At 41.1% G+C, this 15,033-nt stretch carries 13 protein-coding genes; 11 read left to right on the top strand and 2 right to left on the bottom strand.

Features of this window, described 5'->3' with window-relative positions; all coding sequences use genetic code 11:
- Positions 1 to 72 precede the first annotated feature (72 nt).
- Complete coding sequence (locus HUN01_RS04785; RefSeq protein ID WP_420832773.1) at positions 73 to 180, bottom strand: DUF2887 domain-containing protein; 108 nt, start codon at positions 178 to 180, stop codon at positions 73 to 75.
- A 660-nt stretch (positions 181 to 840) separates the two neighbouring features.
- On the opposite strand from HUN01_RS04785, the gene HUN01_RS04790 reads away from it, so the two are divergent.
- The 11 genes from HUN01_RS04790 (at position 841) to hypB (ending at position 11,517) form a co-directional block, all read left to right on the top strand.
- A complete protein-coding gene (locus HUN01_RS04790) occupies positions 841 to 1,815 on the top strand; it encodes a hypothetical protein (protein WP_181930316.1) in 975 nt (324 codons plus the stop codon).
- Positions 1,816 to 1,911: 96 nt separating this feature from the next.
- Positions 1,912 to 2,178, top strand: a complete 267-nt coding sequence (locus tag HUN01_RS04795; protein WP_181930317.1) for an asr0689 family protein — start codon at positions 1,912 to 1,914, stop codon at positions 2,176 to 2,178.
- 8 nt (positions 2,179 to 2,186) lie between these two features.
- Positions 2,187 to 2,411 (top strand): hypothetical protein, encoded by a 225-nt coding sequence (locus tag HUN01_RS04800; RefSeq protein WP_069068808.1) that lies wholly within the window; start codon positions 2,187 to 2,189, stop codon positions 2,409 to 2,411.
- Between the two features lie 70 nt (positions 2,412 to 2,481).
- Positions 2,482 to 3,333: a NifU family protein gene (locus tag HUN01_RS04805; protein WP_181930318.1), complete on the top strand. Its 852-nt coding sequence runs from the start codon at positions 2,482 to 2,484 to the stop codon at positions 3,331 to 3,333.
- 461 nt (positions 3,334 to 3,794) lie between these two features.
- The gene (locus tag HUN01_RS04810; RefSeq protein WP_181930319.1) at positions 3,795 to 5,009 is read left to right on the top strand and encodes an NHL repeat-containing protein; all 1,215 of its coding nucleotides are present in this window, start codon (positions 3,795 to 3,797) and stop codon (positions 5,007 to 5,009) included.
- A 52-nt stretch (positions 5,010 to 5,061) separates the two neighbouring features.
- Positions 5,062 to 7,410 carry a carbamoyltransferase HypF gene (hypF, locus tag HUN01_RS04815; protein WP_181930320.1) on the top strand — a complete coding sequence of 783 codons (2,349 nt, stop codon included), beginning with the start codon at positions 5,062 to 5,064 and terminating at the stop codon, positions 7,408 to 7,410.
- A gap of 65 nt (positions 7,411 to 7,475) precedes the next feature.
- Positions 7,476 to 7,736: a HypC/HybG/HupF family hydrogenase formation chaperone gene (locus HUN01_RS04820; protein ID WP_181930321.1), complete on the top strand. Its 261-nt coding sequence runs from the start codon at positions 7,476 to 7,478 to the stop codon at positions 7,734 to 7,736.
- A 266-nt stretch (positions 7,737 to 8,002) separates the two neighbouring features.
- Positions 8,003 to 9,181, top strand: a complete 1,179-nt coding sequence (gene hypD, locus HUN01_RS04825; protein WP_181930322.1) for a hydrogenase formation protein HypD — start codon at positions 8,003 to 8,005, stop codon at positions 9,179 to 9,181.
- Between the two features lie 58 nt (positions 9,182 to 9,239).
- Positions 9,240 to 10,343, top strand: a complete 1,104-nt coding sequence (gene hypE, locus HUN01_RS04830) for a hydrogenase expression/formation protein HypE (RefSeq protein ID WP_181930323.1) — start codon at positions 9,240 to 9,242, stop codon at positions 10,341 to 10,343.
- A gap of 20 nt (positions 10,344 to 10,363) precedes the next feature.
- Positions 10,364 to 10,705: a hydrogenase maturation nickel metallochaperone HypA gene (hypA, locus tag HUN01_RS04835; RefSeq protein WP_181930324.1), complete on the top strand. Its 342-nt coding sequence runs from the start codon at positions 10,364 to 10,366 to the stop codon at positions 10,703 to 10,705.
- Positions 10,696 to 11,517 carry a hydrogenase nickel incorporation protein HypB gene (gene hypB / locus HUN01_RS04840; protein ID WP_181930325.1) on the top strand — a complete coding sequence of 274 codons (822 nt, stop codon included), beginning with the start codon at positions 10,696 to 10,698 and terminating at the stop codon, positions 11,515 to 11,517. The genes hypA and hypB overlap by 10 nt, the downstream gene beginning before the upstream one ends.
- A 208-nt stretch (positions 11,518 to 11,725) precedes the next feature.
- On the opposite strand, the gene HUN01_RS35180 is transcribed toward hypB, so the two are convergent.
- Entirely contained in the window at positions 11,726 to 14,677 is a 2,952-nt protein-coding gene (locus HUN01_RS35180; RefSeq protein WP_181930326.1) for a calcium-binding protein, read from the bottom strand.
- Positions 14,678 to 15,033 lie beyond the last annotated feature (356 nt).

A 15,033-nucleotide genomic window follows, 5' to 3' on the forward strand; every position in this document is an offset into this window, starting at 1 on the left:
AAATTAAAAATTAAAAATTAAAAATTAAAAATGAAGACAGCGTAAGGGTTTTATTGATTGGGAATGGGTGGTTTATTTCCGCCGTGCTGTACTAGCTAGTTGCGGCGGTTGGTTAATCAGTTCAAAGAACGTGCTGGGGATACTTTGAAAGATGCGATAAAAGATACTGTCTGTTTTCAAGGGAGCTTGTTTTACAGTTGATGAACATATTTTACACTGCGATGATCCCGTGGTGAGTCTTGGGATTATACAAAAATTGGCTGGTAAAATCCTGCATATAATATAGGAATACGGTTCAGTTAAGAAAAATTACTCAAACCGTATTCCTATATATAGGACTCATATTTGATTTCTGAAAAAACTCAGTACAACTAAGAAGCCTTCTTGACTGTTGCCTGTTGCCTATTCCCTATTGCCTGCCTACGCAAATTAGTTTAGAAATCAAAGCGGATTCCTATATATGTCAACAATTCAATAAATTTTTTTTTGATTGTATCCAGCGATGATACAAAAAATATTTTTAAAATATTAGGTGTTTAAAGCTGACATTAATATTAGCAATTACCCCCTAGAATTTTAGAAATAGGGTGTTTTATATTTTAGAGACTGGGGACTAGGTATTGGGGATTGGGTACTGGGGAAAACTATTCCTTAATCTTCAGTTGCTAACCTCCAATCACCAGTCACTAAGTTCCTAGTCTCAGATCAAAAAGGGGAATTCCGCCTAAAGGACTCGAAGCCTGCGTAAATCAGTATGGCCCGTGATCAGATGCAAAACTGTGTCTCGATCATTCGTGGGCGTTGGACTCAATTCCCAATTGGCTAGAGTACGGCAGAGTTATGACCCCCAGCATTACAGATTCAGCGGTGAAAGCTGCGATCGCAGCTGTTGCATCGGAGTCAGCCTCAGCAGAGGAAAAAATCCAGATGCTGATTGAGATAGCGCAAGGCTTTCAAAAAAAGCCCAAAGCTGCCCAAGACTTGCGGAATGCAGTTGGGTTATATTACCGGGCCTATGAGATGTGTGGTGAGGAATATCCCCTGCTAAAAGCCAGGGCTAAAGTGGGCATGGCAGGGACGTTACAGGCAATACCGGATGCTGATTACCAACTGCTGCTGCAAGCAAAAGCAGGTTATGAAGAGGCGTTGCCAATCTTACAGCAATTAGCCTCACCAGAGGAAGTGGCAGAGACGCAGATGAATTTTGGGCTGGTGTTGCAGTCGCTAGTGCCATTTAATTTGGCGCGGATAACTGACAGCATCCAGGCTTATCATGAGGCGTTGCGGGTGTTTAGTTGGGAGGATCACCCCCAGGAATACGCGATTTTATATAACAATATTGCGATCGCTTATCTTTCTATGCCTTTAGCATCGGAACGGGAGTACTTGCGTCAGGGGTTAGCAGTGCAGTCATTTGAGGTGGCACTAAAGCATATTAATCTGATCGATCATCCCAGAGAATATGCGATGTTGCAAAACAACTTGGGTAACGCTTTGCAATACTTAGTGAGTTCCCATCCTGTGGAAAATAACTTGCGTGCGATCGCAGCTTACGATGAAGCGCTAAAAGTGCGTAACTCTAAAGATACACCCCTAGAGTACGCTAACACAATTTCAAACAAAGCCAACGCCTTATTCAACTTACCTGACGACTCAGAAAAACCAGAAGCGGGTAATCCTCAAAATCTGTTGCAAGCACGTGTGTATTATCAACAAGCGTTAGATATTTTTACGCAAAACCAACAAATTCAACAAGCAGAGATAGTAACCCAAGCCCTACAAGATATTGAAGTAGAAATAGCAAATAGTAAATAGGGCATTGGTTATTCTCCTTGTCTCCCTTACCTCCCTGATCTCCCTCATCCCCCTCATCCCCACTCCCCTAATTACTAATAAGGAGAACAAAACAGCATGAGAGATGTTTTCACAAACCCGACTGTAAGAGATTTTCTCACAAGTTTAGCAGATGGTGACTTGAACATAGCAACAGGATTAGTCTGGATAGTCATTGCAACAGTCTTGTCTATGGTTGGCGGTGCTATTGGTGGAATGCTATTAGCTGGGAAAGATATAGGCTATAGCTTTTCAGCAATGCTTGGTGCATTATTTGCTCCGGCTGGTGTAATTCCTGCCATCCTGTTAGGGCTTGCCATACTAAATTTATTGACAAATTATTAGGAGGAAAAATGTTAGAAATTGGATGGTTTTCAGCCAAGTTGTTTGTCAAAGGAAAGTTGCTACGCGACCCGATATATTTTATCCAGCGAACTGCTATTGCTACTGTCGTAGGTTCATTACTGCTAGTGTTATTTGCACAAGCTGACATTCCCTTTTGCCTACCAATAACATTGTCTAGCTTAGTGACAGGCATGATTATGCCATTTCTTCTCAAAGATTTCAAAATGAAGTGATTTATCATTTGTCATTGATAAATAACCAATGCCCTATGCCCTATGCCCTATGCCCTATGACAAATGACAAATGACAAATCTTGAAGAATTAGTTCAGGAAATTAGCCGCTTTGAGGCAATTATATCTGAGTGGGATGAAAGCCAACGCTGTGTAGCGGTGGGTCTAAAAAGAGCAATTGAAGCTTTGCATAAAGCAGCATTGACTAGTTTGATTAAAAGCCTCAAACAAGAATCAATGTCAAGTTTACGTCATGCTGTTACTGATGAAGTAGTATACGCAGTACTGCTTTATCATGAATTAGTAAAACCACCAAAACCACTATTAGCACAGCGCATTCAGACAGCCCTTGAAGAAGTTCGCCCAAGTTTAAAAAGCCATAATGGGGATATTGAACTAGTGGCAATTAAGCCACCAGATACGGTGGAAATTATGCTCATAGGAACTTGTAGCAGTTGTCCGGCTTCTACTTTGACCTTATCTCAAGGAGTAGAACAGGCAATCAAAAACCATTGTCCTGAAATTACCAAAGTGGTTGCAGTCAATAACAATCCTACTGTTAACACCACAAATTCTGGTTTAACTAGTCCATTTTCTCTACAGATAACTTCTAGTTGGGTAAAAGTAGCAACTATTGAGCAAGTTCCTGAATTTGGGATATTGGCAGTACAAATTGCTGGGACTTCGCTCATTTTACATCGTCAAAGTGCTAGAGTAAGATGTTACCGTAATGCTTGCGCTCATTTAGGATATTCTTTAGAAGAGGGTAAGATTGAAAACGGTATTATAACCTGTCCTTCCCACGGATTTCAGTACAGATTAGAGACAGGTGAATGCTTAACTGCACCAGATATTTCGCTTCAGTCATATCCGGTAAAGTTTAAGGAGAATAAGGTTTTTGTGAAACTGCAAAAAGTTTTTTGATGACACGCGATAAATCGCTGTCTTTACAAGAATCAGTCCTTTGTAGAGACGGCGATTTATCGCGTCTCTTGCCTTAACGAACCGTATTGAATAGACATATTGCTTTCTCATTTTGTTTAAATGCTTTCTCATTTCAGTAGATTCAGCAAGCAAATAGACATATTGATTTCTCATTTTGCTTAAATGCTTTCTCATTTCGGTAGATTCAGCAAGCAAACAGACATATTGCTTTCTCATTTCGGTATATTTAGCAAGTAAACCGCAGTTTGCTTTCTCATTTCGGTGTTTTCCGCAAGCAAATAGACATATTGCTTTTTCATTCTGAATTCTGAACATAATTTGTTCTATGCCAGGGAACGCGTTTTATTTGTTGATAAAAACATAATGCAAATTTGTTACTGTTGTTACATGCTAATAAACATTAATGTTTTTAAATAATTAACAGTGTCTATCTGCGGTTCATGGATATCCCAATCATAATTAATCCCATATCACAATTACCGTCAGAAACAACAGAAATTTCTCAATATTTACCTCTATCATCTCAGGGTGCAGAGGTAATTTTAGGCAACATTATTGAACCGCAGCAATTAGTTATACCTGTAGCACCAAGTTCTATAGAAATGTTTGGGCCTCGTGGTGCTTGTTTGTTATCAGAAACTGGCCCTTTGTGGGTATCAGATACAGGACATCATCGATTACTGGGATGGCGAAATTTACCAACTAGAGATAGTCAACCGGCTGATTGGGTAATTGGACAACCTGACTTTTATCATGAAGGACAAAATGCTAAAGGTACACCGGGAAGCGCAACCTTAAGTGTACCAACTGGGATTTGTGCTTGTGGCGAAGGATTAGCTGTAGCAGATGCTTGGAATCATCGGGTTTTGATTTGGAAAAACTTACCAGAGGATAACAATGTTCCAGCAGATTTGGTGTTAGGACAAGCTAATTTTATCGATACTGAACCCAATCGGGGAAGTCAACAAGCATCTGCCAGTACAATGCACTGGCCTTATGGTGTTTTTTATCATCAAGGACAGCTATTTGTTGCCGATACAGGAAATCGAAGAGTATTAATTTGGCATCAGTTACCAACAGAAAATGGTCAACCTGCTGATTTAGTTTTGGGACAACCGGATATGATATCTCGCAATGAAAATGGCGGTGGTTCTCCAACCGCAGCGAGTATGCGTTGGTGTCACGATATTACCCTTTGGGGAGAGAATCTGGTTATCAGCGATGCAGGTAATCACCGAGTGATGATTTGGCAGGGAATACCAACAGAAAATAATGCCCCTTGTGCAGTGGTTTTAGGACAAAAAAGCTTTGATTTTGTGGAAATGAATCAAGGAGTTTATTTGCCCAGTGCTAGTAGTTTGAGTATGCCTTATGGTGTAGGAGTAACTGAAGATTGGTTAGTAGTTGCAGATACCGCTAATTCTCGTTTGTTAGGATGGAGAAAGCCAGAATCAATTTTATCACTGCAAGGTTTAGTAGCAGACGGGTTGGCAGGACAAATGAATTTTCAAAGTAAAGGTGAAAATCGGAATTTTGGGCTGCCGAAACGAGATAGCTTAAATTGGTGTTACGGGATAAAAATTTGTGGTAATACGGCGGTAATAGCTGATTCTGGAAATAATCGAATATTGCTGTGGCAGATTAATAATTCGTAATACTCGCCTCCGGCGAGAAGCAAGCTACGTAATTTTTGAAAGTCAGAATTATATGGCGAATGAAGAAATTAGAGTTCGCGGTACTGTTCAGGGAGTAGGATTTCGCCCTACTGTATATCGTCTGGCTAAAGCTTACGGTTTGCGTGGAGATGTTTGTAATGATGGTGAAGGTGTATTAATTCGGGTATCTGGTAGTGAGGAAGCATTAACAGAATTTGTTGCTAGATTACAAACAGAATGTCCACCATTAGCAAAAATTAACGAACTAACTCGAACTCCTTACGAAGGTAAATTTAACTTTAATAATTTTGTGATTTCTAGTAGTGTTAATAGTGCAATTAAAACAGAAGTTGTTCCTGATGCAGCTACTTGTCCACAGTGTCAACAAGAAATATTCGACCCCTTTAGCCGCTTTTATCGCTACCCATTTACTAACTGCACTCATTGCGGCCCACGCCTGAGTATTATTCGTGCCATTCCTTATGACAGATGCAATACCAGTATGTCTGCGTTTGCTATGTGTTCAGAATGTGGAAAGGAATACCACGATGTCGAAAATCGCCGTTTTCACGCCCAACCTGTCGCTTGTCATGTTTGCGGCCCCACAGCTTGGTTAGAACGCGCTGATGGTAAATCGGTTACTGCTTCTATGTTTTCCATGTTGGATGATGTCGATGCTGTTTGTACCTTGTTGCAAAAGGGAGAGATTGTAGCAATTAAGGGGTTAGGTGGTATTCATCTGGCTTGCGATGCAACACAGGAAACTGTTGTACAAAAACTGCGTCAGCGTAAAAAGCGCTATCATAAACCCTTTGCTTTAATGGCGCGGGATATTGAGATAATTGAAGAATATTGTATTGTCAACGCCAAAGAAAAAGAATTATTGACAAGTTCTGCCGCACCAATTGTTTTACTAAAAGTGACAGGTAAAAAAGTAGTAGCGCCATCGGTAGCAGCAGGACAAAATACCCTTGGCTTCGTGTTACCTTATACGCCCTTACATCATTTAATTTTGCGGCGGATGAATCGCCCAATTGTTTTAACAAGTGGCAATCTTGCCGATGAACCACAATGTATTGATAACGACGAAGCAAGAGAAAAATTAGGAAAAATCGCTGATTACTTTCTCTTTCACAATCGAGAGATTATTAATCGGGTAGATGATTCGGTTGTGCGTGTTGTCGGTGATAAAGTTCAAACAATTCGCCGTGCCAGAGGATATGCGCCAGCAGCAATTAGTTTACCACCAGGATTTAACAATGTACCGCAAATTTTAGCAATGGGTAGTGAGTTAAAAAATACCTTTTGCTTATTGCGGGAAGGAGAAGCAATTCTATCTCAACATCTGGGAGATTTAGAAAATGCTGCGGCTTTCAATGCTTATCAAGAGACTTTAAATTTATACTTAAATTTATTTGAGCATAAACCAGAAGTAATCGCTATTGATAAACATCCTGAATATCTCTCAAGCAAATTTGGTAAAGAACTTGCAGAAACAAATCAAATCAAAATTCATCAAATCCAACATCATCACGCCCATATCGCTGCTTGTATGGCAGAAAATGGGATTCCTTTAGATTCACCTCCAGTATTAGGCATTGCTTTAGATGGTTTAGGTTACGGTGATGATGTTACACTCTGGGGCGGAGAATTTCTTTTAGCAGATTACCGTAAATTTCAGCGACTAGCAACATTTAAACCAGTAACAATGATTGGTGGTGAACAAGCAATTTATCAGCCTTGGCGTAATACCTACGCCCAATTAATAGCCGCTAATCTTTGGGATGATTGCGAACAAAAATATTCTGATTTAGAAATAGTTCAATTTTTGAAAAACAAACCACTAAAACTACTCAATCAACTGATAGAGAAAGGGATTAACTCTCCTCCAGCTTCCTCAGTGGGGCGATTGTTCGATGCTGTGGCGGCAGCTATCGGTATTTATAGAGATGAATGTAGCTATGAAGGACAGGCTGCGATCGCAATGGAAGCTATAGTAGATGTTAGTAGCTTAAATAATGATAAAGAAACGCTAATATATCCTTTTAGTTTTAGCTTTTCAGATAGTATTTATTGTATAGACCCGTGTCCAATGTGGCAAGCCTTGCTAGATGACTTGCAGCAACAGATTCCACAACCAGTTATGGCTGCTAAATTTCACAAAGGTTTAGCAAATGCGATTGTGGAAATGGTTAAGCATCTTTCTCAAGAAAATCTGATTTATCATGTAGCCCTAACAGGAGGAGTATTTCAAAATTGTATATTGTTAGAGCAAGTTACCAAAGGGTTACAAACATTGGGTATAAAAGTACTTACTCATAGCTTAGTTCCAGCTAATGATGGCGGGTTATCTCTAGGACAGGCAGTTATTACAGCCGCACAATTAATACATGAGTGTTGACAGTTGACAAACCTTTGTTTAGAAATAATTTCTTCTGCGGTTAGTTTATCTCGACAAATAAAAAAATGTGTTTAGGAATTCCCGGACAAATTATAGAAATTACCAATGTTAACCATAAATTAGCGATAGTTGACATTGGTGGTGTTAAACGCGAGGTGAATATTGCTTGTATCGTAGATGAACAACATCCCCCCGAAGCTTGTATTGGGGATTGGGTACTAGTACATGTTGGCTTTGCTATGAATCGAATTAATGAACAAGAAGCGGCGGAAACTTTACAACTATTCCAAGAATTAGCAGCAGCACAAGTAGGGAATAGGGAATAGGGTTGAAACTCTATTGGTATATGGCTTTATTCTGAAATTTTGTACCTCATTTACCTGTAATCTGCTGTAAATAATAGACCTTTTTTGTGTCACACAGAGGGGTAAAGGTGCAGAGAAAGAGTTTAAAAAACATACTTTTTTTCTTTCTTATCTACGAGACGCTGCGCGTTCACGTAGTGTCTCACAGAGAAAGCAGTTCGTTAAAAAACTTTCTACCACAAAAGCGAAATTAACTGATAGATAAAATTCACTACTCTTAACTTCCTATGAAATATGTTGACGAATTCCGCGAACCGGAAAAAGCTGAAGCGATACGCCGCGAAATCGCTAAATTATGCCGCCAGCTAGAAAAACCCATCAAAATCATGGAAGTATGTGGCGGACATACCCACTCTATATTTAAATATGGTATCGAAGAAATTTTACCCCAAACCATTGAACTAATTCATGGGCCTGGTTGTCCAGTATGCGTGATGCCAAAGGGGAGATTAGATGATGCGATCGCAATCTCCCAAAATCATAACGTCATTTTTGCCACCTTTGGCGACGCAATGCGAGTTCCCGGTTCCAAAACGAGTTTACTGCAAGCCAGGGCACAAGGTGCAGACATCCGTATGGTGTACTCTCCCCTAGACAGCCTGCAAATTGCTAGAGATAACCCCGACAAACAAGTAGTTTTTTTCGCATTAGGCTTTGAAACCACAGCCCCCAGCACCGCCTTCACGATTCTGCAAGCCGCAGCCGAAGAAATTCCTAACTTTAGTATGTTTTCTAATCACGTCCTCGTGATTCCCGCCCTCAAAGCACTATTAGATAATCCCGACTTACAACTTGATGGATTTGTTGGGCCTGGCCATGTCAGCATGGTAATTGGCACTGACCCATACCAATTTATTTCCCAACAATATAATAAGCCAATTGTCGTCTCAGGATTTGAACCTTTAGATATTCTCCAATCAATTTGGATGCTGTTGCAACAGCTAGTAGAAAATCGTTGCGAAGTCGAAAACCAATATAACCGAATTGTAGAAAAAACTGGAAATACAGTAGCGCTGCAAGCCATAAACAAAGTTTTCGCCGTCCGAGATAGTTTTGATTGGCGCGGCTTAGGTGACATCCCTTATTCAGGATTACAAATTAAACCTGAATATGCTCAATTTGATGCCGAACTTAAATTTACCATTCCTAACCTCAAAGTAGCCGACCATAAAGCTTGTAAATGTGGAGAAATTCTCAAAGGAGTCTTAAAGCCTTGGGAGTGCAAAGTATTTGGTACAGCTTGCACACCAGAAACACCAATTGGTACTTGCATGGTATCTTCCGAAGGTGCTTGTGCAGCCTATTACAAATACGGGCGACTCTCCACCATTGCCAAAAGAACAATCGCCCAAAAACCAAAAATAACTCAAGAACCCCTCCCCGCCTGTGGCTTCTCCTCAGAATGACACTCAGCGTACCTCTGCGCTTCCCTTTGCGTTCCTTTGCGTTTAAAAAAATTTTAATATGAATTTCCCCCCCACAAACTCAATACAAAATCCCCTATTCCAAAAAATAGAAAAAGTCCGCCGCCGCCAAAGTAAAGTGCAAGACACTCATATAACTCTCGCACATGGCAGTGGTGGTAAAGCCATGCGTGATTTAATAGATGATATCTTTGTCGGCAATTTTGATAACCCAATTCTCTCCCAACTAGAAGACCAAGCCAGCTTCAACTTAGCCCCTCTCCTCCAACAAGGAGACAGACTCGCATTTACAACAGATTCTTATGTTGTAGACCCGTTATTTTTCCCCGGTAGTGATATAGGAGAATTAGCCGTCAACGGTACAGTTAATGATTTAGCTGTCAGCGGTGCTAAACCTTTATATCTAACTTGTAGCGTAATTTTAGAAGAAGGATTACCTGTAGAAACCTTACGCCGTGTCGCAAACAGTATGAAAGCAGCCGCAGAAAAAGCGGGTGTTCAAATTGTCACTGGTGACACAAAAGTTGTACATCGTGGTGCTGCCGATAAACTCTTTATTAATACTGCTGGTATTGGTATCATCCCACGAGGAATTAGCATTTCAGCCCATAATATTAAACCTGGAGATGCCGTAATAATTAATGGTGAAATAGGTAATCATGGGACAGCAATTTTAATTTCCCGTGGCGAATTAGCCTTAGAAACTAATATTGAAAGTGACTGTCAGCCGTTGCATAGTTTAGTAGAAACTATTCTCGAAGTATGTCCCCAAATTCATGCTATGCGAGATGCTACACGCGGTGGTTTAGCCACAGTATTAAATGAATTTGCCCTCAGTTCCGATGTGGGCATTCGTCTCTATGAAGAATCTATTGCAGTGCGAGAAGAAGTCAACGGAGTTTGCGAAATTCTTGGTTTAGACCCATTGTATTTAGCTAATGAAGGTAAGCTAGTTGTAGTGGCTCCAAAAGAGAATGCTGACAAGATTTTAGTAGCGATGAAATTACACCCAGCAGGCAAAGATGCTTGTATCATTGGCGAAGTTATTCCTTCACCCCCAGGTATTGTATTGTTAAAAACAGTTTTTGGTACTGAAAGGATTGTTGATATGCTAGTAGGCGATCAATTGCCACGAATTTGTTAATATTTAATAGATTTTATAGTATGCACGAACTTGGAATTACCCAAAATATTGTGGCAATTGTGACTGAAAACGCCAAAGGCGCAAAAGTGCAGCGAGTTTTATTAGAAATTGGCAAACTTTCAGCCATTATGCCCGACGCTATCCGATTTTGTTTTGATATTTGCACCCAAGGTACAGTTTTAGAAGGGGCGATATTAGAAATTTTAGAAATTCCTGGATTAGCAAAATGTCGCCAATGTGGTGCAGAAATTGATTTAGATAAACCATTTGGTATCTGTAGTTGTGGAAGCGTGCAATTAGATTTAATTACTGGTGAAGAACTGAAAATTAAAGAAATAGAAATAGAGGAATTATGTGTGTAACCTGCGGCTGTTCTGATGATGGCGAAACCAAAATTACCAATTTAGAAACAGATGAAACGGAACATAACCATCATCACCATACTCATACTTTACCAGATGGTACTGTCATTACTCATTCCCACAGTCATGATACTCACATAGAAGCGCCTCAAATTCACGCCAAAATACACAATACAACGATATCCTTAGAACAGGATATATTGGCAAAGAATAACCTACTAGCTGCTCAAAATCGCGGATGGTTTAAAGGTCGAAATATTCTCGCCTTAAATTTAATGAGTTCTCCGGGTTCAGGTAAAACAACTCTTTTGACGCGAACCATTAATGATTTAAAACATCAATTATCTATTAGCGTCATTGAAGGCGACCAAGAAACTGCTAATGATGCCAAAAAAATTAAAGAAACAGGTTCTAAAGTCATCCAAATAAACACCGGAACAGGCTGTCATTTAGATGCCTCAATGATAGACAGGGGTTTACAACAACTAAATCCGCCACTGAATTCAGTTGTGATGATTGAAAATGTGGGAAATTTGGTTTGTCCAGCCTTATTTGATTTGGGAGAAAATGCAAAAGTCGTGATTCTCTCCGTCACAGAAGGAGAAGATAAGCCGCTAAAATACCCGCATATCTTCCGCGCTAGTGATGTAATGATTCTCACGAAAATTGATTTGCTACCTTATGTAGATTTTGATGTGCAAAAGTGTATAGAATATGCTAAACAGGTGAATCCCAAAATTCAGATTTTTCAGGTTTCTGCAACTACTGGTGTAGGTTTAGATAATTGGTATAAATGGGTAACTAAAAATTAAGACAAGAAACGCGATAAATCGCCGTCAAGACGAAAGACTGATTATTGTAGAGACGGCGATTTATCGCGTCTTAACCGAACCGTATTGAAAGCGATCGCACCATACCCTACAATCATGAAAAAATTACACCCGAAACTCAAAAATAATTTCCGGGTGTAAGTTTGTTGGCTTCAAATTATGAACTTATCAGACTAATTTCTCGAAAATTCTAGATCAGTTGGATGTCCAAACTAACCGCGAAATTAGTAGGCTTATTCTCAAGAGTTGCAAATTGAGTTCCTTGGAATAACAACGCACCAGTAGCGTCATTGTAGCTGAAAGCACTAACATCAGTAACACCAAATCCAATTTTAGAAATCTGAATCTTGTCACCTTCCACCCGACTGAAGTCCTTGATAATGTCAAGTCCTTCAAGTTTGGAATTGAAGACAAACTGATCCGCACCAGCACCACCAGTCAGAATATCATTGCCAATTCCACCAACCAGAAGATCGTTGCCAGCACCAGCAATCAGCTGGTCATTACCAGCGCCACCAGTGAGGATATCATTGCCAGCAGCACCACGCAGGACATCGGCATATTGTGAACCGGTCAGTTCAAATCGCTCAATATTACTGTAGTTGAGTACAGAATTTCCAGTCAAGCGGCTGAAGATGGCATTTTGTCCATTAAATCCGACATCAACACCAGCCCCATTATTCAACTGGCTGTAGTCTGCAACTAAAGTATCAGTACCAGCACCACCATTGACAGTACCATCTGTGTCAGTGATTCTGTCGTTGCCATCACCACCATTGAGCGTATCATAGCCAGCACCACCAAAAATCTGGTCATCACCAGCGCCACCATTGAGGATGTCATTGCCAGCAGTACCACGTAGGACATCGGCGTATTGAGTGCCTGTAATTTCAAATCGCTCAATATTGCTGTAGTTGAGTATAGAATTTCCAGTCAAGCGGCTGAAGATGGCATTTTGTCCATTAAATCCGACATCAACACCAGCCCCATTATTCAACTGGCTGTAATCTGCAACTAAAGTATCAGTACCAGCACCACCATTGACAATACCATCTGTGTCAGTGATTCTGTCGTTGCCATCGCCACCATTGAGCGTATCATAGCCAGCACCACCAAAAATCTGGTCATCACCAGCGCCACCATTGAGGATGTCATTGGCAGCAGTACCACGTAGGACATCGGCATATTGTGAACCGGTCAGTTCAAATCGCTCAATATTGCTGTAGTTGAGTATAGAATTTCCAGTCAAGCGGCTGAAGATGGCATTTTGTCCATTAAATCCGACATCAACACCAGCCCCATTATTCAACTGGCTGTAGTCTGCAACTAAAGTATCAGTACCAGCACCACCATTGACAGTACCATCTGTGTCAGTGATTCTGTCGTTGCCATCGCCACCATTGAGCGTATCATAGCCAGCACCACCAAAAATCTGGTCATCACCAGCGCCGCCATTAAGGATGTCATTGCCAGCAGTACCACGCAGGACATCGGCGTATTGAGTGCCTGTAATTTCAAATCGCTCAATATTGCTGTAGTTGAGTACAGAATTCCCAGTCAAGCGGCTGAAGATGGCATTTTGTCCATTAAATCCGACATCAACACCAGCCCCATTATTCAACTGGCTGTAATCTGCAACTAAAGTATCAGTACCAGCACCACCATTGACAGTACCATCTGTGTCAGTGATTCTGTCGTTGCCATCGCCACCGTTGAGCGTATCATAGCCAGCACCACCAAAGATTAGGTCATCACCAGCACCACCATTGAGGATGTCATTGCCAGCAGTACCACGTAGGACATCGGCGTATTGTGTGCCTGTAATTTCAAATCGCTCAATATTGCTGTAATTGAGTACAGAATTCCCAGTCAAGCGGCTGAAGATGGCATTCTGTCCATTAAATCCGACATCAACACCAGCCCCGGTTAATTGGCTGTAATCTGCAACTAGAGTATCAGTGCCATCGCCACCGTTGAGCGTATCATTGCCAGCACTACCAATCAGCACGTCATTGCCAGCACCGCCATTAAGGATGTCATTGCCAGCAGTACCACGTAGGACATCGGTATATTGTGTACCTGTAATTTCAAATCGCTCAACATTGCTGTAGTTGAGTACAGGGTTCCCAGTAAAGCGGCTGAAGATAGAATTTTTACCCTGGTATGCCACTTCAATACCAGCCCCATTATTCAACTGGCTGTAATCTGCAACTAGAGTATCAGTACCAGCACCACCATCAACAATACCATCTGTATCAGTGATTCTGTCGTTGCCATCGCCACCGTTGAGCGTATCATAGCCAGCACCACCAAAGATTAGGTCATCACCAGCACCACCATTGAGAATATCATTGCCAGCAGTACCACGCAGGACATCGGCGTATTGTGTGCCTGTAATTTCAAATCGCTCAATATTGCTGTAGTTGAGTACAGGATTTCCAGTTAAGCGGCTGTAGATGGCATTTTGTCCATTAAATCCGACATCAACACCAGCCCCGGTTAATTGGCTGTAATCTGCAACTAGAGTATCAGTGCCAGCACCACCATTGACAATACCATCTGTGTCAGTGATTCTGTCGTTGCCATCACCACCATTGAGCGTATCATAGCCAGCACCACCAAAAATCTGGTCATCACCAGCGCCACCATTGAGGATGTCATTGCCAGCAGTACCACGCAGGACATCGGCGTATTGAGTGCCTGTAATTTCAAATCGCTCAATATTGCTGTAGCTAAGTACAGAATTCCCAGTCAAGCGACTGAAGATAGCATTTTGACCCAGGTATCCGACATCAACACCAGCCCCATTATTCAACTGGCTGTAATCTGCAACTAAAGTATCAGTACCAGCACCACCATTGACAATACCATCTGTGTCAGATATTCTGTCATCGCCATCGCCGCCATACAAGCTATCGAAGCCTGTTCCACCATATAGGTTATCGTTACCAGTTCCGCCATATAGGATGTCGTTACCACCTCCACCAAGTAGGTTGTCATTACCTTCATCACCATAAATTGTGTCGTTCTGAGATTTTCCAGCTAGGTAGTCATCGCCTCCTTTTCCAGACAGTAACCAAGGTTGTCCGTCTTCGTCAGCGATAAAAGTGTTGTTAGAATTATCACCTGTGTATGTTCCCATTTGAATTTCTCCTTAATTGTTGAAAATAATGTTTTAAGTCGGGAAATATCCTGTTTTTTGGGTGCTTTACCCTTTCGTTTTTCAGGACTCCTTTACTTTAGGTTTGTTGTTCGATCGCGTCGATGGAGATAAGTTATGGAAAATTGAGGAGATAATTAAGTCGAATTTGTCTCAAAAATTAAGGTTTAAGAAGAGGACAAGCACCGTATCTGGAAAACCTCTCTCTAAATCTCTCTCCTAAGAGGAGCTACGGTGTACACACAAGTCTGAAATAGCTGATTAACCAGGGTTTTACCCCACCCTAACCCTCCCCTTGCAAAGGGGAGGGAACTAGATTTTCTATTTCCCCCCAATGC

Origin of the sequence: Nostoc edaphicum CCNP1411 (genome assembly GCF_014023275.1) — a bacterium.
GTDB classification, from domain to species: domain Bacteria; phylum Cyanobacteriota; class Cyanobacteriia; order Cyanobacteriales; family Nostocaceae; genus Nostoc; species Nostoc edaphicum_A.